This is a genomic window from Leptolyngbya sp. Cla-17, assembly GCF_016807185.1.
GTDB lineage: Bacteria > Cyanobacteriota > Cyanobacteriia > Leptolyngbyales > Leptolyngbyaceae > ULC077BIN1.
Genome location: NZ_JAEVYN010000002.1, coordinates 2,339,175 through 2,357,681, shown reverse-complemented (window position 1 = coordinate 2,357,681; position 18,507 = coordinate 2,339,175). Strand labels below are relative to the sequence as shown.

The window sequence follows — 18,507 nt, the reverse complement described above, 5'->3', positions numbered from 1 at the left end:
TGTTGAGATTACAAGTAATTCAAGCAAGATTCAGGCACGAGCCGAAGTTCGCCCGATAGAAAGCGATCGCGCGCAATCCATCGGGCGGTGATGTTCTCTGCTGAACCATCTGCAAATATCAACTCTTCCAGTCGATAAAATCTTGCATCAACAAAATCAGCGCTATAAAGCTGAACCAGTTCGTGATAGGAGTTGCCATTGTAGGTAAAGATATTTTCGATGCAAGCAAGGTATTGAATATTAGTCAACTCTGCCTGAATTTCTTCTTGAAACTCCCGCTGAAGCGCTTCTAGGCTAGTCTCACCAAACTCAATTCCGCCTCCCAGCGCTCGATGAAACACTTGTTGTCTGAATGGGTCGTAAGCTTCATACACAAATACGCGATCGCCCTGGAAAATTAACCCCAGCGCCACCGCCCGAATTGCTGAGTCAGCCATTCTTTATTGCCTAGCCCCTAATTGTATTGACTCTCAAACATCAGATCTGATCGGTGGCTATCACCCGTTGGCCAATCTTCGTTTTCGCCACCCACAATCACCTGCTCAATCGTGACAAAATCCTTACTAAATTGACGGAGTGAATTGATCAACACATCCAGAGCGATCGCATCACTGGTGCCTAAGTCAAACCAGCAGCGTGCCCAGCCGTTTTCATATTCCACATCGCCCATGTTGTGCATCAACGCCGATAGGCTCGTTTCGGCGACATCTTCGTCGTAATCCATGTAGCCAATTTCTAGGCCAACTTCTTGAACCTGCATATTTTCAGCGTTAAAGCCGCCCAGTTTGCCAATAAAAAACCAGGAATTTAATACTTCCTCAACATATTGTTTTTCCATCTCCGATGGAACGTTGCTGAACTCTAGCCAAATCCATACACTGAATGGATCAAATTCACGAAACTGTATCTGCATAGCGATCTCTCCCAAACGTTCCTATTTCCAGCATACGTAAGGAAGGCATGAAATGGACAACCGAAAGTAGGGGGTAAGGGGACAGGGAACAGGGAAAAGAAGGCAGAACCACCTCCAAATTCCCTGCTCCCGACACCTGCTTTTACTTCACTCCTGCCAATCGCTCTTTCGCCTTGCGCTGTGCCCGCTCCATTTCACGGGTTAAGCCAGGAGGTAACTGATCTTTTTTGCTCAAGGCTTTATCGAAATAGGTAAGGCTTTCTTGGTCTTTCCCTTGTTTCACCAAAATTTTGGCTTTCAGATATTGAACCTCTGGGTTGTTGGGCGTGAGGGCGATCGCCCGATCAACGGAAGTCAGCGCTTTGTCATATTGCTTCATTTCTAGGTAGCCCATTGACAAGCCGCGTTCTGCCAAATAGCGAGGATTTGCATATTTCTGCAACCGCTCTACCCCTTTCTCAGAGTTGCCAAACGGTAAATAAATTCCCGTGTACACATCCATAAATCCCCGCAGCATGTTTAATTCAGGATCATTGGGCGCGATCGCTTCTGCCGCATCCAAATACTTGAGTACTTGCTGCAATTCCTTCAAAACTTGAGGCGTGCCTTTAATCGTGCCATCTTTTGTGAAAGCATACACTCCATCAAAAAAGTGACTCACTGCTAAGTACATATTGCCGCGCAGAGGATCGGTGGGTAATAATTTTTCAGCAGCAGTGCGGGTTTGAGTGCTGGAGTTACGAAACTGATCTAATAAGGCAGCTTGTTTCTCTTTATTATCTCGACCTGCCAAAACATCGTTGTAAGCTAGGGTTGCTTTCATCGACAGTGCCAACGGCTCATTTGATTCAGTTTGATTCAACAAGTTAGCGGCAGCTTTGTAGTCTCCTTGCTTAAAAAACGCCTCAAATGCGGCTTCAGTTTTATCGCTAATCGCTCTAGGATTTGTAGTGCGGAAGGGATCTTTGGCAACGGCATAACCTGTAAACAGCCCGATCGCGAGCATGGTAGCACTCACAACCTGAGAGATGGTTTTGAGAGACAGTTTTGAATGGTGCTGGGGTGTGGTCAGGAGGTTAGTCATAATCAGTGCTTCATAATCGGTTTCCATCCTAGCTTTGGTGCCATTCTCTGGCAACGCAACTGGGGGTTGAGCATAATGGAGCAAGCATTCGCTATGCTAGCTTTGCTAGACGGTTCCACTTGCTAGACGGTGCCACTGCCGCTAGGTTCCTGTTCAGTCTAATTTTTGTTGCCCTGATGGATTGCCGTGAATGTTGAATCTTAGAAATCTTTCCTATCATCCGCCTGCGACCCCTGTGCCAATTTTAAAGCAAATTAATTTGCAGATTGCCCCACAGCAACTCTCGCTAATTGTGGGTCCGAGTGGCTCTGGCAAAAGTACCCTGTTGGAAATTTTATCGGGGCTGGCAGAAAAAACGCAGGGCACTATTCATTGGCGCGATCAAGAGCTTACGCCGTTGCATCTACAGCAGTTAAGTGGTCTAGTGTTTCAGTTTCCAGAGCGCCATTTTTGCGGCGGTACAGTTTTGGAAGAACTGCGGTTAGGTCACCCCGAAATCACTAGCGATCGCATCCAGCAAGCATTAGCCGAAGTGGGATTAGAGCAGTTATCTCTTAGCGCCAAACCCCATTCCCTCAGCGGCGGACAACAGCGGCGGCTAGCCTTGGCAGTGCAGTTAATTCGCCAGCCTCATTTACTATTGCTAGACGAGCCGACAGCCGGTTTGGATTGGTCTATGCGGCGGCAGTTGGTGAGCCTATTGGCAAAACTGAAAACCCAGTGGAGTTTGCTAGTCGTATCGCACGATGTTGGAGATCTGCTTGAAATTGCTGATCAATGCTGGACTTTGCAACAGGGCGAACTGGTTTCAGTCACACCGGAGAGCTTGAGCGAACAAGCTTCTAAACCCCAGTTAGTCTCCTAACCAGGATGTGTGCAACAAGACAGATCTTAAAACACAGAGACTTTCGGCATTGCTGAATGCAGAGATGGATTTTCCTCATTTCCAGCCATCAGTCATCCCTCTAATCATCAATGCCAGAATTTCTTACAATTTTTGAAACATTAGCGCCTGATCAGAAGTCTAAAATCAAGATGACGGATGGCTGATTATCCGTAGGGACAAATCTGGGCGCATTTCCCTCTGGATACACTAGAAAAACACTGCTTTATTTTGTTAGCGTGTCCTGGCGTGTGAACTAAATCGGTTTCACCTGAAAATTACAGTCTTCAACTTCTACTATTTTGCTTTGCTCTTTCCATTCAAGGATTTTAATGATGAAGTATTTACTGGCAACCTGTTCGCTGATGGCACTGTTAGGGATGGGGCATAGTTTGCCAGCCTTAGCTCAAAGCACGCCCTCTGCACCTGCTACTCCTAAGTCAGCGATCGCGGACAACGACTTGCAAAAATTTGTGAGTGCAGCAAAAAAACTAGAAGCCATTTCTATAGATAGAAACACTCAAGTAACCCAAGCGGTGCAAAAAGAAGGGTTGACGGTTGATCGGTTCAAAGAGATTTTTCTAGCCCAAAAAGATCCGAAAGCTACGACCAATCAAATCTCTAACGACGAAAAACAAAAGTTTGATCGCGCGATCGCCCAACTGAACACAATTCAGAAAGAGACCCAAACCAAAATGGGAAGCGCTGTACAAGCCGAAGGATTTGAGGTTCCTCGCTTTTTGCAGATTTTGGATTTAATTCAAAAAAATCCTGACTTGCAAAAGAAAGTCGAGCAAATGCTGAAATCTGCTGGCAGATAGGCTGAGGTTTTTATCAAAGAATAACTGCACAATTTGCACTAGCTAATAGCTATTGGCTAATAGCTATTAGCTACAGGATATTAGTTCATGGATTCATCTACCGATTCAATTAGGTTTCATTCACTTTCTAGATGGGTGAGAAGTGCGATAGTGGGGTTTGGTGGCGCGATCGCCCTGGGAATCTTCAGTCCGGGTCATGCTGCTGAGCGTATTTTTGTTTCTTACAACATTTTAGAGCGGTCAATTTCTGTTAAATCTCTGGAAGATTATGCAAAGACCGGAGAGGTAGATGAGGATCTCGCCGTCTACGCTCAGTATGCCGAGCCTAACGTGCTGCAAAATCTTCGCAGTGCCCTGGTTGCCAAAGCTAATTTGAGTTCGGTAACGGTTGCCCAGTTTCTCTACTCACCTCAAGGTGATGCGGCATTAAAACGGCTAGGGCAGGTGATTCAGCCAGAGTCCCGCTTGTCAGGAGCTAAAGCCATTCGGGCGGCATTGATTTTGGCAGCAGCGGACCCAGAGGGTTTAACGTTGCTCAATTTTTTGCAGAAGTTTCCAACACGCGGCATTCGGATTGATGTAGAGCGCAGCTTGCAGGTCGTGGGCGAACTGAACCGCTTGATTAGTCAATCCCAAAATACGACCGACGCGATTACTCGGCAAGCTCTAGCAGAAGGCAGTTCTGATCCACCGATCGACGTAGAGCGATCGCGCGATTTACGCCAGCCCGGTGCCTTCAAATTTGAGAAACAAACTATCACGCTGAATGATCCTAATCGGACTGCGGTTATTTCGTTGCCTGGTGTAATCCGTGAACCAATCCCTGCGGGAAGCGACCCCAGTGCGCGACCAGAATCTAATTTATTAAAAGGGCGAACGTATCCAGTTGATCTTTATCTACCCACGTTGGGTAGGGCAACGCCATCAAATTCTGTGCCTGTTGTGGTTATTTCTCATGGTTTAGGTTCCGATCGCAGCAGCTTTGTTTACCTTGCCCAGCATCTTGCTTCTCATGGATTTGCGGTGCTGGTGCCAGAGCATCTGGGCAGCAGTCGTAGGCAGATAGAATCTCTACTGGCTGGGATTGCGAGTGAAGTTGCCGAACCGACGGAGTTTGTTGATCGCCCGTTGGATATCACCTATTTGTTGACCTATTTGGAACAGCAAGCACGAATTAATCCGGCATACCAAGCCCTTAACCTGAAGCAGGTTGGAGTAATGGGGCAATCTTTTGGGGGCTACACGGCATTTGCGTTAGCGGGTGCTCCGATTAACTTCAAGCAACTCAATCTTTCCTGCCGCGATTTGGAGAATACTTTCAATCCTTCTTTGCTATTGCAATGTCGGGCGCAACAGCTTGAGGTTCGCACCCCGTTGCAAACAGATTTTCGCGATCCTCGGATTGCTGCCGCGATCGCCCTCAACCCAATCACCAGCGCCGCCCTAGGTCAAGACAGCATCAGCAAAATTACGATTCCTACCCTGATTCTTACAGGTAGCGCCGATACCGTTGCTCCGGCTTTGTTTGAACAAGTCCAACCTTTTACGTGGTTGACAACAAACGATAAATATTTGGTTCAGCTAATTTCTGGTACTCACTTTTCGGTGATTGGCGAAGATGAAATTGCCAGTGGCATTGAAGCAGTTGCCTTTCCACCTGAAGTGATTGGTCCCAATCCAGAAACTGCGCGGCGATATACTAGGGCTCTCTCCCTCGCCTTTTTCCAGACCTACATTGCTAACCAGCCTGCCTATCGTTCCTACCTCACCGCTTCCTATGCGCGATCGATTATGGAAGCGCCCATTCCAATTGATTTAATCCGTTCTTTACCAGTCGATGGCCTCAATCCGAATTAACAGACTGAAATCCACTAGCTCTACAAAAAATTCCTTCTGGGTCAAGGAATGACTCAAAAGGAACTTAAGTACCGTAGGAGAAGCTTTTAATGAAACCTTTGCAACTCGCTAGCCTTTACGGCAAGACTGCTTAAAGCGTTTAGAACTGTTGTGGCAACTCGTTCTATGCTTCAGGCAAAAGGCTGCTGGAATAAGCATCTAAATCGCTGTAGGCAGGTACCCGTGTTGCGAAATCAATTTTGGTACCAGTAACCGCTTCAGATAACTGCTCGAATGACTCTGAGCGCCAGTTGCGCTCGTGGATGGGCTTGGATTGCTCTCCTCGAAAATAAGCCATGGTTCCGAGAACTGCGACTGCGACCCAGCCTGCTACAAACAATGCAATTAGGATGATCATCTTGACTCCTTGTAAATTTTTGTTTCAATCTGTAAATAAATGTAACAGAATTGTTAACAAAGAGCAAGTTGATCGGTCGCAGTAGAAACCGAGTAGACAATAGAAGGTTTGAGTTTTATTTACGTAGCGTTTCGTAGAAAATGTTTTAGGCTCTGCTGACCTATTGTCTCTTTACTGAATCGGAACCGGAATCATTTTTTGCCACGTTGCAATCTGGGTTTGGGCTTCCAAGTGAGCAGGGGTGCCCGATGGAATACGCTGAGCGATCGCGATCGCAGCGGCGGGGTTGCTCGTCGCCTGCTGTTGGGCGAGTTGCAATAGTTGCAGACTCCACTCATTGACAGCGGTGGCAGCTTCCGAGCGCAGCGCAGCGGGGCGGTTAATCTGATTCGCAAGTTGGATGGCGTTTGCAAGGCTTGCAGGGAGTCCAACGCTTGCGATCTGGCGAGCCTCTTGCAGGGTGCGTTGAGCTTGTGCCAAATCGCTTTGTGCCTGCGCCTGGTCAACTTCGGCTTGAATTTGTTTACGCCAAGGAGCCGCAGCCGTTTGTGCTTCGTTGTAGAGCGATCGCCCGGATCGAATTTGTTCAATGATCTTAATGGCGGTTCTCAGATTTCCAGCATCAGCATAAGCACGAGCTTGATCGAGATAAGGCTGGTCTTGAATCTGCTGAATTTGACTCGTCCACTGCTGAATTCTGCCCTGGGCTTCTTTGTAAAGAGCACGCCCCGATGTGATTTGGGTTGCTTGGTTAATCGCCGCTTGTAGGGAGGCAACATCGGCGGGAAGTGCAAGCTGTTCTGCTTGATCGAGAACGGGGCGATCTTGCGCGACTTGAATTTCAGACTGCCAGGATTGAATTTGGGTCTGAGCTTCTCGATAGCGGGGATTGGATGGGGAAATCAAAGAAGCGGCGGCGATCGCTGCCTCCAAATTTCCTCCTCTTGCCTGTACGAGTAGACGGGCACGCTCAAGTTGAGCCAAGCCTGTAATGCTGTACTGCCAGCGAGTAATCCACTGCTGGGCTTTTTTGTAAAGTGGACGCTTGGGCTGAATGCGTTGCGCCTGACTAATTGCAGCTTCTAAATTGACGACTGTATCGAGCCACGCCTGAGACTGGGCATTCGCCAAAATTGTGAAATCTTTTATTTCTTCTTCCAGCTTGGCGTTCTTAGGAATTTTGTTGACGATCGCGATCGCCTCTTGCAAATTTTTTCGCTCTAATGTTTCTTCTGCCAGGGCTAGCATTTTGCGCCCAAACCCTTTAATTTTTGCTTGAGCCAGCGGATAGATATCGCTTTCGGGACGGATTTGCTCTGCTAGCTTCACCGCTTCTAGCAAGTTTGCTAAGCCGCCATCATCCGCCAAGCGTTCTGCTTCATAAAGCTTGTTGCCATCGATCCGAGCCGTGTTAATCCGATTCGTCAACTCGTCATATTTCGTTGTCTGCCAATAGCGATTATCCAGATTCAATAACTCGATCGCCGATTGAAATGCTTGTCGCCACTGCCGCTTTTTCATCGCCGCTTCAGCAGTTTGGTAGGCTTTTTCTGCCGCCGCCCAAATCGTTTGCCAGCGCTTTATCTGTTCCTCAACCAGTTGATGAGCCGTCACGCGGGCAGGAATCTTTCGGGCGGCATCAATGGCTTCTTTCAGCTTTCCGGCTTGAAACGATTCTTCTGCCAGTTTCAACACCTCTTGTGACCATAATTCCACCAGCCGATTTGCTTCTTCGCGCATGGCGTGATCGGCTGGCAATCCATCCACCAAGGTGATCGCTTCCAGCAAATCCTTCGCCGTTTGCTTACTAGCAGCAATTCGGGCGCATTCAAACCGCATTGAGGCGGAGGCAAGAGGCCAAAACACTGCTGGACAATTGGGTAATCCTGGCAGTTGAAAAATATACGCTAACGCCAATGCCGCCGACCCACCGCAGGCAATGAAGCTGAAAATGAGCAACGTTTTCCAATTCAGCAGTCGTCGCCGCCAGCGATCGCTAAACTGCCGTAATTGGCTACCTTGAGAGCGCCTGACCAAAGGAACAGCGTCTTTGTTTGAAGAAGCGGTTTGAGCCGGATCTTTACGGTTTGGAGATAAAGGCGATCGCTGCCGCCTTGGGGAAGTCTCTCCGGTTTTAACCGAGTGTACCGGAACTGGCATGACTGGAGTGGAGCGATCGCCCGCCGACTTAGACGGAACGGCTCCCGTGCCGTGAGGGGTTAGAGGCGGGATGCTTTGCCCAGCAGAACGCGGCTCTCCTTGCCACTCCTCCTTGGGTCGGGAAGTTTGCCGCGCGGGTCGCTCCGAATTTCCTCTTCTAGCCATAAATAATTGGGAAAGACTTACTCTGCCCTTGAGTCAATTCACATCGTTGACATCGTACTCTCCAACCTGCAAAAAGACCAAATTATCCGAGTTTGAGTCTCACAGCAGGCTTCGTGTTGGCAATAGTACTCAATTTGCGAGGAAATGACGACAAAGTTGTAGAGTGAGCGATCGCCCCTAGCCAGACCTAGCCAGAAATCGTATCTTTCTGAAGTTCGCCTAGCAGGTCAGTCAACTCCTGTTCGCTGGCATGATACACCGTACTGCAAAACTCACAGGCTGCTTCAGCACCCTGATCATCTTGGATCATCTCTTGCAATTCTGCCTGACCAAACAACTTCAAAGCGTTCAACACCCGCTCATGAGAGCAGCCACAGTGAAAGCGCACCATTTGCACTTCTGGCAAAATAACCAAGCCCATATCGCCCAATAGCTCATCAAAAATGACAGGGAGGGTCTTTCCGGCTTGGAGCAAAGACGTAAACCCAGCTAACTTGCCGAGCCGAGATTCTAGCAACTCAACTAAAGCTTCATCCTGCGCTGCTTTGGGCATGATCTGAATCAGCAACCCTCCCGCAGCAGAAACCCCTTGAGTATCTGTGAATACCCCAACCATAAGCGCCGAAGGCGTTTGCTCAGAGACTGCCAAATAGTGAGTTAGGTCATCCCCAATCTCACCCGACACTAGCTCCACAGTGCTGGAGTAGGGATAGCCAAAGCCCACATCTCGAATCACGTAAACATAGCCATTGTGTCCGACTGCGCCCCCAACATTCAGTTTGCCGTTTGCAGTGGGCAATAGCTCTACTTCTGGATGGGTGACATAGCCACGAACGGTGCCGTCTAGACCTGCATCGACGGTCACACCGCCTAAGGGACCATCGCCTTCAACCCGAATATTGACCCGCGATCCGGGACGTTTCATACTGGAAGCAAACAGAAGTCCGGCTGCCATTGTGCGTCCTAAAGCAGCGGTGGCAACGTAGGATAATTTGTGCCGCTGTCGAGCTTCTTCAGTTAAAGCGGTGGTGATAACGCCAACGGCTCGAATTCCACCCTCAGCGGCGGTTGCGCGAATAAGCTGATCTGCCATGAAAACCTTAAAACTACTAGAGAACATTTCGTTACAGAGTATGCTTCTATTCTAGGATCTTGAGGGAATGGCAGGAGAGATTTGAGTGGAATCCAACAGATTGGGGAAGTTGTGGGCATAGAGACGCTTTGCGAATTGCCTCTACTATTGCGGAAGTCATCTAAATCCGTTAAAACAGGCAGCACGGATGAATGATCAAAGTCGCTTCTGCAATTGCGACTTGCGAGTGTGTATAAACCAGCGTGGTATTGGGTGGAGTAACAGTCTATGTGTGGAATTGTCGGCTATATCGGAACGCAAGCTGCCAGCGGAATTTTGTTAGAAGGGCTGCGAAAGCTAGAGTATCGGGGCTATGACTCGGCTGGCATTGCCACCATTCTGGACGGCACTATTCATTGCGTTCGGGCTAAGGGCAAACTCCACAACCTGCAAGAAAAGCTAGAAGGCGAACAAAATCCTGCTCAAGTTGGCATTGGTCATACTCGATGGGCAACCCACGGCAAACCTGAAGAATACAACGCCCATCCCCATACCGATACCAAACGCCGGATTGCTGTCGTCCAAAATGGCATTATTGAAAACTACCGCGAACTGCGAGAGGACTTGAAAGCCCTCGGTCATGAATTTCGTTCAGAAACCGATACGGAGACGATTCCTCACTTGATTGCTGAGGAGATGAGTCAAGGATCAAAGAGTCAAGGATTAGAAGATAGCAGCACTCAGCAATCGCTGCTATTTTTTGAGGCGGTGCGTCGGGCGGTGAATAAACTCCGAGGAGCCTTTGCGATCGCGGTGATCAACGCCGACTATCCCGATGAACTGATTGTCGCTCGTCAGCAAGCACCCCTCGTCATCGGCTTTGGGCAGGGTGAGTTTTACTGTGCCTCCGATACGCCAGCGCTGGTGCCTTATACCCGTGCTGTTCTAACCCTAGAAAATGGCGAAATTGCCCGACTGACTCCCTTGGGCGTTGAGGTGTATACCTTTGAAGGGCAGCGGCTCAAAAAAGCCCCCCGCACTCTCAACTGGAATCCGGTCATGGTGGAAAAACAAGGGTTCAAACACTTCATGCTCAAAGAGATTTATGAGCAGCCTGGAGTGGTTCGCGCTTGTTTGGAGAACTATTTAAATGACAAATGGGGCAATGAATCGGTGATGGGCGTGATGGATGAAATCTTGGCGACGGATGGAATTCATGCGACCCCTACCCCACTTCTTAATTCTCCGGTTCGCCTCAATCTTCCCCTCGATCTCTACACCAATTTGCAGCAGATTCAAATTGTGGCCTGTGGCACCAGTTGGCACGCGGCGCTTGTGGGTAAATATTTGTTAGAGCAGTTGGCAGGGATTCCGACCCAAGTTCAATATGCTTCTGAGTTTCGCTATGCACCCTCGCCGCTGACTCCTCACACCCTGATGATTGGCGTAACCCAATCTGGCGAAACCGCCGATACGCTGGCAGCGCTAGAGATGGAAATTCGGCGGCGTAAAGATTTGGCTGCCGACTATCAACCGCGATTGTTGGGCATCACAAACCGTCCTGAAAGTTCTTTGGGAAATTTGATACTGAATATTATTGATACCCATGCTGGCATTGAGATTGGGGTGGCAGCAACCAAAACCTTTTCGGCTCAGTTAGTTGCGTTTTATTTGTTGGCGATCGACTTGGCCTATCACCGCAACACTCTTTCAACAGACCAGTTGGAAAAGCTGCTGGATGGGTTGCGGCAACTTCCGGCTGAGATTGAAATGATTTTGGAAAGTCAGGAGCGCTACATCGAAGAACTGGCGCACGCTTTTGCGGAAACTCAGGACTTTATCTTTTTGGGTCGCGGCATCAATTTTCCGATCGCTCTCGAAGGTGCGCTCAAGCTCAAGGAAATCAGCTACATCCACGCGGAAGGCTATCCTGCTGGCGAAATGAAACATGGACCGATCGCCCTGCTGGATGCCAAAGTGCCTGTAGTGACGATCGCGATGCCGGGAACGGTGTTTGAAAAAGTGCTATCGAACGCTCAGGAAGCAAGAGCGCGGGATGCCCAACTGATCGGCGTTACCCCCATGGATGAGAAAGACGCAGAAGATACTTTTGATACCCTGATTCCTGTGCCGCATGTGGATGAGATTTTGTCTCCCCTGGTCACGGTGATTCCGCTGCAACTGCTGGCATACCATATCGCCGCACGGCGCGGCTTGGATGTCGATCAGCCTCGCAACCTCGCCAAATCTGTAACTGTAGAATAGGTCAATCTATGAAACTAGCAGATCTGTAAAGCGCAAACAAACTTCTTTACTAGCAAATAAAGTCGTATACTGCAAAACAAACTTCTTTACTGACAAATAAAGTCGTATACTATTATATAGGGCTGGGAAGTTTGTACTAGCAGAGTACCTCTCCACGTCTAGAGTTACTAGATTTGCTGGATGAAGTTATCCAATGGCTAAACGTAATCGTAGTACTGATCAGCAGAAGATTGAAAAACGACTGAAGGAAGGACGCGGCGAGGGTAGAAGATCTGACTACCAACCCTGGCTGCGAATTCAGGATGTTCCTTCTCAGGGATTAGCTAGCCGTGTCAAAGGCTGGAAAACGGCTAGGGAGCATCATTTGATGAGCAACCTGGAAACCGGCTACCTCTTTGTTTTAGATTGGTCCCAATCAGTACTGGATATCCGAGAACAGTTTCCCTTACTGCCATTGGAGGAAACTCAACAAATTGCAGAGCAGTGCGGATTTATCCATCCTACTGATCCGCAAACTCAGCAATCTGTGGTGATGACCACGGATTTTTTGATCACCTTAAAGCAGAGCGATCGTGAGGTAGAACAAGCGCGTGCCATTAAACCTGCTGCTGATCTCCAGTCACAGCGTACTTTAGAGAAATTGGAGATTGAGCGACGTTACTGGGAGTATCGGAGTATCGATTGGGGAATCGTTACCGAGCAAGAAATGCCCAAAACCTTTATTGAAAATCTCAAATGGCTACGCTCCTGTTACTGGCTTGAAGATTTGGCTCCACTAAATCAAGGTGATATCACACGAATTGAAACAGTGCTAACACCGCAGATTCTACAAGGGAAATTAGCACTAACCAGGATTACAAATGCATGTGATGACCAGTTGGGGCTATCTCCTGGTACTAGCCTGTCAATTGTGCGTCATTTAATCGCTAATCGACGATGGCATGTTGATCTGAGCCAGCGTATTCAACCCAGTAAGACACTTAAACTCCTTTCTACCCCGTCAGCAAGTTTGCACCAGGAGATCGGAGGTGTAGGATGAAGCTCTTTGTAAACTTGCTTTTGGAATGGCAGGACGGTACTGACATTGCGCGTATAGAACGCTTACTCTGGATTGATCCTTCCTACACAGATGTAGCCATAATTGAGTTGCTGAACCCGAAAGCGCTTCCTACTTGGCAGAAATGTAAAGACTTGGAAGAGGCACTCGAAACACAACGAGCTCATGCCTTAGAGATAGACCCTTATGCCTCTCTCCTAAAACCTGAAGATACTATTCCTGAGAAACATCGGGAGCGACGAGACCAAGCATGGGACATAATTGCCCCTCTTGTAGAAGATAAGGATGAGCGCATCTTCTTCTCTCATGGGCGTGGAGCACTTCTAAATGCCTGGGTTGAAAAGACGGGCTGCACAAAGATGACCCTCTATAAGTATCTCAGACGTTACTGGCAAGGCGGCCAGACAAGGAATGCTCTCTTGCCTCTTTTTAGTAAATGCGGTGCGCCTGGGAAAGAACGTCAAAGCCATGGGAAAAAGCGAGGACGGCCAAACAAAATTAGCCAAGTTACTCAAATGCCAGTAGGAGTGAATGTAGATGACAAGATACGAGAGAAGTTTAGTCGAGGCATTCGCCAATTTTATGAGAATGCGCAGGGACGAACGCTTCAGGATGCGTTTCAGAGAACACTGGAGAAGTCCTTTCATAAAGGCTACACGCTTTCCCCGGATGGAGTCTTGATTCCTTGTCTGCCACCAGCTCATGAGCTACCGACCTTTGGACAATTTCGCTACTGGTATGAGAAGGAGCGAGATATAACCCACGCTCTCACTTCACGAGAAGGAAAACGCCGTTATAATCTGCGCCATCGTGAGGTCCTGGGAGATTCAACTCAGATGGCTTTCGGTCCAGGCTCCATCTACCAGATAGATGCCACGATTGGGGACATTTATTTAGTCAGTTCACTTGATCGCACTCGCATCATCGGTCGCCCTGTTATTTACGTTCTGATCGACGTTTTTAGCCGCATGATTACTGGACTAAGTGTCACCTTAGAAGGTCCAAGTTGGCTAGGGGCAATGCAGGCATTGGAAAATGCGGCGGTAGATAAAGTCGAGTTCTGCCAAGAGTATGGCGTTGAGATTACGGAAGAAGACTGGCCTTGCCATCATTTGTCGGAAGTCATCATTGCTGATCGGGGAGAGTTAGAGGGTTATAACGCGGATAATCTTGTAAAAGCCTTGAACGTAACCGTTTCCAACACTCCTCCCTACCGAGCAGATTGGAAAGGGATTATAGAACGCAACTTCCGCTTAAGTAATGACAAAGTCATTCATTGGACACCAGGAGCTGTTTATAAACCGCGTGAGCGTGGGGAGAATGACTACCGCCTTGATGCTGTATTAGATTTACATCAATTCCGGAAGCTCATGATTCTTGCGATTTTAGACCATAACAAAGAACACCGGATGGATTGGTATCGCATGGATGAGTTCATGATCCAAGAGCATGTTGAGCCATATCCCTTAGACTTATGGAACTGGGGCATCCGCAACCGGGCAGGACACTTGAGGATTAAGTCCCGCGATATTCTGCGCTTGAATCTTTTACCTTCTGAACAGGCTTCCGTCACTTATCGCGGCATCCGTTTTCAAGGCTTGTTTTACTCTTGTGACTTAGCTTTACGAGAGCAGTGGTTTGTACGAGCTAGAGAGCGCAGCAGCTGGAAGATTGATGTGGCTTATGATCCTCGTAGCCTGACTGACATCTACTTGCGTCTTGACGGAGGGCAACGTCTGGAGCGTTGCCAGTTGATTGATGCAGAACATACCTTCCGAGGACGAGATTTGTATGAAACTCTTGATTACCTTGAAACTCGCAAGCAGCAGAAGGAGTTGTCAAGAAGCCGCAAGCAGCAATCTAGCGCTGCTCTGAATGCTCAAATGGAGCAGATTATTAATGAAGGTAAGGAACAAACCTCGACGGCGCTAGAGCAGGTGACAGGACAGAGCAAGCGATCGCGCATCAAAGGCATCCGTCCAAATCGCCAAGAGGAACGCGACATGGAACGCGAAGCTCAAGCTTGGAAGTTGGGAGAAAAGCTACTTCCTGATCATTCTGGTAAAGTAATTCCTCTGATTGTGCCAACTGAAGCTTCAGCACCAGAACCAAGTAAGGATGCTGAAGAGTCCCAGCAGGAAGTTTCAGCCGCTGAGCCAATCGCTCATCAAGAAGACTCAACCCATGTTTCGCAATCCCAACTAATCGAAAAACTGCATAAACTGCGTCCAAAAATGTGGAGCGACGATGAGTAGTAATCAACACATTCCATCTCTTTTAGTAGGCAAGGGTAGAGTTGAGCAGGCAACTTACCTTGATCCGGTCATTCCAAACTATCAGGGTAATCCCTTGATTGAAGCTCTTCCTCCTATCTTGACGCAAGATGAAACCGCAGAGCGTCTTGCGTTCTACCCAGAGTATGACGAAGAGCACCGTAAGATGCCTGCCTATCTTCGGCTACATTTGATTCAAAACACATTGCAATTTTTTGCTCCTTTACCAATTCATTTTGATCTGGAGCAACGGTTTTCCCGTATGATTCGGCTAGGATATCAGGCACGAAATCCTGCAATCATAGGCTTTTGGGGAGATGTACAGTCGCGGGTTCAATCTTTGAGCTTGGTTCGCCAATCCTCCCGTTCAACTGCAACAGGATTTACCATTATTGGCATTAGCGGAGTTGGTAAGACCACGGCGATAGAAGCGATCCTGTCTTTGTATCCGCAGGTTATCCTCCATAATCACTATCACGAGCGTGATTTCGGTTTCACTCAAATTGTCTGGCTCAAGTTAGACTGCCCCTTTGACGGTTCGATCAAGGGCTTATGCTTAAACTTTTTCCAGGCAGTAGATGACCTGCTCGGCACTCGTTACTACGACAACTATGCGGGTGGTCGTAAAACAGTGGACGAATTGCTGCCACGTATGGCTCTGGTTGCGTCTCTTCACTCGATCGGTGTCCTGGTCATTGATGAAATCCAGCACCTTAGCCAAGCTAAAAGTGGCGGTTCCAGCAAAATGCTGAACTTTTTTGTTCAGTTAATCAACACGATTGGTTTACCAGTCGTGCTTGTCGGTACATATAAGGCAATCTCGGTTTTGAGTGGAGAATTTCGCCAGACCCGGAGAGGAACTGGGCAGGGCGATCTGGTTTGGGACAGAATGAAAAATAACCATGATTGGCAATGGTTTGTGAAATGCTTGTGGGGGTACCAATATGTCAAGAATCGCTCTCGTCCAACACAAGAACTGCGCGATGCATTGTATGAGGAAACGCAAGGTATTACTGACTTTGCCATTAAGGTCTACATGCTGGCTCAGATTCGGACGATCGCAAATGGCGAAGAAGCTGTAACCGAGCAAGGAATTCGACTAGTGGCTAAAGAGAGCCTACGGTTGGCGTACCCCATTCTACAAGCCCTAAAAAACAAAGACACTCGGCTTCTTGCCAGCGTTGAGGATGTTCATCCCATTGACATCGATCAGTTTTTGCAGAATGCCCAAAATCAATTGAGTAGAGCTGAACAAGGTCAAACATCAACCGTTACGCGAGTAAACAATCTTGACAGGCAATTGCCACCAACCGCCGTTGATGCAACAGAAGCGCAGATAGCGGCTACTGAAGTCGTCCAAAAAGTTTCTAGAAGACGTAAAAAAACTGCCCCCTTGGAAGGAAGTTTACCTGAGATCTCGGCATCGGGAGAAAAGCAAAAGCTTAGTGCCTATGAAGCCCTTCGGCAAGCAGGACTCATTCGTCCTGCTACTGAATACCTGTTGCAGGAGGTGTCTTGATGATCGGATGCTTTCCCGATCCTTACCCAGATGAGTTGCTGTACAGCATTTGTGCTCGTTTTCATCAACGGGTGCAGTATCCCAATAAGAAGGGAACCATGCGGGAGTTGTTTGGAGATGAGGCCGCGATCGCCGTTGTTGATTTACCCAGTAACCTTGGCAGTCTCGTTTCAGCCTTGCCGCCTAGTAGTCCGTATACGGTTGAACGTTTGATCAATCAACATACGCTGTTCCCACTCTTCGCGCCTTTCTTGCATCCTGAACAGGCGCAGCAGCTTTGGGCTGATATGGAAGGGGCACGAGGACCTGCCATTAAAATGCGTTCTGGTGTCATGGCAAGCACTGTTCAGCCTCCAGAGTGGCTCAGGTTTTGTCCTCTTTGTGTACAGCAAGACAAACAAGAATTTAGCGAGTCCTACTGGCATCGTCTTCACCAGCTACCAGGAGTCGAGGTTTGCACTGAACACAATGTTCGTCTAGTGGATAGCCAAGTTCGAGTTCAGAATCCTCAAACGCGGCATGAGTTTATTGCGGCGGACCAAGGCATTCAATTGCCAAAGTCACGCTCATTCAGTTTGCTGAATTCCCATCATGAGATTCTACTGAAAATCGCTCGGGATTCTGCTTGGTTGCTAAAACAGACCACCGCTCCATCTGGATTAGAGGTGCTGTCGAAATGCTATCGTGAGCTTCTTGCAGAGCGAGATCTTGCTACCTATAGCGGTAGGGTACGGGTTAGCGAACTACTCAGAGAGTTTTGTCAGTTTTATCCAAATAATCTCCTACAAAGTCTTCGGTGTGGCATTGATACTGAAAGTCAACATAACTGGTTGTTTCGGCTAGTACGATCGCCCAAAGGATCTCAGCATCCTTTACATCACCTGTTACTGATTCAATTCCTGAGCCACACAGCTGCGTCATTCTTCCAGGCTCCTCATCAGTTTAAGCCCTTTGGCAAGGGACCCTGGCTTTGTCTAAATCAAGCGGCTCCTCATTTTCATCAACCTGTAATCCAAACTTGTGAAATTACTTACACTCAGGATCATGGAAAACCAATGGGTACATTTCATTGCTCCTGTGGCTTCATGTATTGCCGTACTGGCCCAGATAAAACCCAAGAAGATCTATTCCGTATAACGAAGGTTCGAGCCTTTGGCTCCATTTGGGAAGAGAAGCTAGAGAACCTTTGGGCCGACTCAACCGTCAGCCTGCGAGCAATGGCACGGCAGCTTGGAGTTGATCCAACTACTGTCAAATTACACGCTGCTGCATTGGAATTACCCTTCCCACGTCAGAGCAAGCGGCAGACTAACAAGAGTAAGCGGGTACTTATTTCTTCCTTAAAGATTCAGAAAACAGTCTCAAAGTTTAGCCTAGAGAGCTACAGAGCAGAATGGTTAGCTGCGCGAAGAGATAATCCTGCGTTAGGGAGAACTATACTGAAAAATCAATTTCAGAGAGTTTACGCATGGCTGCGACGCAATGATCGTGGATGGTTGGAAGCTAACATGCCAGCAAAAAAACAAGCAGCCTCACCGTTCCTGCGGGTTAACTGGGAGCACCGAGATATTGAACTCGCAGAAGCAGTGAAATCTGTTGCGACTAATTTATACAAGCAGGCAGGGAAACCGTGTCAGGTAACAGTTGCCGCGATCGCTAGAGAAATTGGACAATTAGCACTGATTCAAAAGCACGCTGACAACCTCCCTTGTACATCAAAGGCATTGAGTGAGCTAGCTGAAACACGAGAAGCATTTGCGCTTCGACGCATCCAATGGGCTTTAGAATGCTATGTGCAAGAAGGCGTTTGCCCTCCAAGCTGGCGCTTTACCCGTCGAGCTGGGTTACGCCCGGAGATCGAATTGCTGCCTTCAGTAGAAAATGCTGTCAGTAAAGCACTGTTAGTTCTAGAACGGATTCCACTTCATCAAAGCAACAAAGATGGTTCGTTGCAGCGAATGTCGCTTTGACCGTAATGCACGAACTACCCTCAGTAACTGTAAGCTCTTTGAGCAATAGTCTATAAAATTTTGTTTGTACT

Annotated in this window: 14 protein-coding genes; 8 read left to right on the top strand and 6 right to left on the bottom strand. The window is 48.1% G+C overall.

The annotated features are described in order from the left end of the window. Positions 1–8: 8 nt before the first annotated feature. The 3 genes from JOY44_RS21710 to JOY44_RS21700 all read right to left on the bottom strand — a co-directional run bounded on the left by JOY44_RS21710 (position 9) and on the right by JOY44_RS21700 (position 1,997). Complete coding sequence (locus tag JOY44_RS21710; RefSeq protein ID WP_171575572.1) at positions 9–437, bottom strand: NUDIX hydrolase; 429 nt, start codon at positions 435–437, stop codon at positions 9–11. A 17-nt stretch (positions 438–454) separates the two neighbouring features. Next, on the bottom strand, positions 455–913 hold the full coding sequence (locus JOY44_RS21705) for a DUF3531 family protein (protein ID WP_171575571.1): 459 nt from the start codon (positions 911–913) through the stop codon (positions 455–457). A 142-nt stretch (positions 914–1,055) separates the two neighbouring features. Continuing rightward, positions 1,056–1,997: a Sll0314/Alr1548 family TPR repeat-containing protein gene (locus JOY44_RS21700; RefSeq protein ID WP_171576184.1), complete on the bottom strand. Its 942-nt coding sequence runs from the start codon at positions 1,995–1,997 to the stop codon at positions 1,056–1,058. A gap of 190 nt (positions 1,998–2,187) precedes the next feature. Here JOY44_RS21700 and JOY44_RS21695 point away from each other — a divergent pair, with 190 nt between their 5' ends. From JOY44_RS21695 to JOY44_RS21685, 3 genes are all read left to right on the top strand, one after another. After that, complete coding sequence (locus JOY44_RS21695) at positions 2,188–2,862, top strand: ABC transporter ATP-binding protein (RefSeq protein ID WP_171575570.1); 675 nt, start codon at positions 2,188–2,190, stop codon at positions 2,860–2,862. 350 nt (positions 2,863–3,212) lie between these two features. Then, positions 3,213–3,701 (top strand): DUF4168 domain-containing protein, encoded by a 489-nt coding sequence (locus JOY44_RS21690; protein ID WP_171575569.1) that lies wholly within the window; start codon positions 3,213–3,215, stop codon positions 3,699–3,701. 135 nt (positions 3,702–3,836) lie between these two features. After that, positions 3,837–5,558, top strand: a complete 1,722-nt coding sequence (locus tag JOY44_RS21685) for an alpha/beta hydrolase (protein ID WP_197985646.1) — start codon at positions 3,837–3,839, stop codon at positions 5,556–5,558. A 163-nt stretch (positions 5,559–5,721) separates the two neighbouring features. On the opposite strand, the gene JOY44_RS21680 is transcribed toward JOY44_RS21685, so the two are convergent. The 3 genes from JOY44_RS21680 to hslO all read right to left on the bottom strand — a co-directional run bounded on the left by JOY44_RS21680 (position 5,722) and on the right by hslO (position 9,373). Next, positions 5,722–5,955, bottom strand: a complete 234-nt coding sequence (locus JOY44_RS21680; protein WP_171575567.1) for a photosystem II protein, Psb35-related — start codon at positions 5,953–5,955, stop codon at positions 5,722–5,724. A gap of 171 nt (positions 5,956–6,126) precedes the next feature. Further along, entirely contained in the window at positions 6,127–8,280 is a 2,154-nt protein-coding gene (locus JOY44_RS21675; protein WP_171575566.1) for a chromosome segregation ATPase, read from the bottom strand. A gap of 187 nt (positions 8,281–8,467) precedes the next feature. Beyond that, entirely contained in the window at positions 8,468–9,373 is a 906-nt protein-coding gene (gene hslO, locus JOY44_RS21670; protein WP_171575565.1) for an Hsp33 family molecular chaperone HslO, read from the bottom strand. A gap of 267 nt (positions 9,374–9,640) precedes the next feature. Here hslO and glmS point away from each other — a divergent pair, with 267 nt between their 5' ends. The 5 genes from glmS (at position 9,641) to JOY44_RS21645 (ending at position 18,436) form a co-directional block, all read left to right on the top strand. Next, a complete protein-coding gene (gene glmS / locus JOY44_RS21665; protein ID WP_171575564.1) occupies positions 9,641–11,617 on the top strand; it encodes a glutamine--fructose-6-phosphate transaminase (isomerizing) in 1,977 nt (658 codons plus the stop codon). A gap of 193 nt (positions 11,618–11,810) precedes the next feature. After that, positions 11,811–12,656 carry a TnsA endonuclease N-terminal domain-containing protein gene (locus JOY44_RS21660; protein WP_171575563.1) on the top strand — a complete coding sequence of 282 codons (846 nt, stop codon included), beginning with the start codon at positions 11,811–11,813 and terminating at the stop codon, positions 12,654–12,656. Continuing rightward, positions 12,653–14,929: a Mu transposase C-terminal domain-containing protein gene (locus tag JOY44_RS21655; RefSeq protein ID WP_171575562.1), complete on the top strand. Its 2,277-nt coding sequence runs from the start codon at positions 12,653–12,655 to the stop codon at positions 14,927–14,929. Before JOY44_RS21660 ends, JOY44_RS21655 begins: the two co-directional genes overlap by 4 nt. Beyond that, positions 14,922–16,466: an ATP-binding protein gene (locus tag JOY44_RS21650; protein WP_171575561.1), complete on the top strand. Its 1,545-nt coding sequence runs from the start codon at positions 14,922–14,924 to the stop codon at positions 16,464–16,466. Before JOY44_RS21655 ends, JOY44_RS21650 begins: the two co-directional genes overlap by 8 nt. Further along, entirely contained in the window at positions 16,466–18,436 is a 1,971-nt protein-coding gene (locus JOY44_RS21645) for a TnsD family Tn7-like transposition protein (protein WP_171575560.1), read from the top strand. Before JOY44_RS21650 ends, JOY44_RS21645 begins: the two co-directional genes overlap by 1 nt. Positions 18,437–18,507 lie beyond the last annotated feature (71 nt).

What these genes read in the sequence shown, in the direction of transcription:
- JOY44_RS21710 (WP_171575572.1), bottom strand. Translation starts at nt 437, where the DNA reads ATGGCTGACTCAGCAATTCGGGCGGTGGCGCTGGGGTTAATTTTCCAG.
- JOY44_RS21705 (WP_171575571.1), bottom strand. Translation starts at nt 913, where the DNA reads ATGCAGATACAGTTTCGTGAATTTGATCCATTCAGTGTATGGATTTGG.
- JOY44_RS21700 (WP_171576184.1), bottom strand. Translation starts at nt 1,997, where the DNA reads ATGACTAACCTCCTGACCACACCCCAGCACCATTCAAAACTGTCTCTC.
- JOY44_RS21695 (WP_171575570.1), top strand. Translation starts at nt 2,188, where the DNA reads ATGTTGAATCTTAGAAATCTTTCCTATCATCCGCCTGCGACCCCTGTG.
- JOY44_RS21690 (WP_171575569.1), top strand. Translation starts at nt 3,213, where the DNA reads ATGATGAAGTATTTACTGGCAACCTGTTCGCTGATGGCACTGTTAGGG.
- JOY44_RS21680 (WP_171575567.1), bottom strand. Translation starts at nt 5,955, where the DNA reads ATGATCATCCTAATTGCATTGTTTGTAGCAGGCTGGGTCGCAGTCGCA.
- JOY44_RS21675 (WP_171575566.1), bottom strand. Translation starts at nt 8,280, where the DNA reads ATGGCTAGAAGAGGAAATTCGGAGCGACCCGCGCGGCAAACTTCCCGA.
- hslO (WP_171575565.1), bottom strand. Translation starts at nt 9,373, where the DNA reads ATGGCAGATCAGCTTATTCGCGCAACCGCCGCTGAGGGTGGAATTCGA.
- glmS (WP_171575564.1), top strand. Translation starts at nt 9,641, where the DNA reads ATGTGTGGAATTGTCGGCTATATCGGAACGCAAGCTGCCAGCGGAATT.
- JOY44_RS21660 (WP_171575563.1), top strand. Translation starts at nt 11,811, where the DNA reads ATGGCTAAACGTAATCGTAGTACTGATCAGCAGAAGATTGAAAAACGA.
- JOY44_RS21655 (WP_171575562.1), top strand. Translation starts at nt 12,653, where the DNA reads ATGAAGCTCTTTGTAAACTTGCTTTTGGAATGGCAGGACGGTACTGAC.
- JOY44_RS21650 (WP_171575561.1), top strand. Translation starts at nt 14,922, where the DNA reads ATGAGTAGTAATCAACACATTCCATCTCTTTTAGTAGGCAAGGGTAGA.
- JOY44_RS21645 (WP_171575560.1), top strand. Translation starts at nt 16,466, where the DNA reads ATGATCGGATGCTTTCCCGATCCTTACCCAGATGAGTTGCTGTACAGC.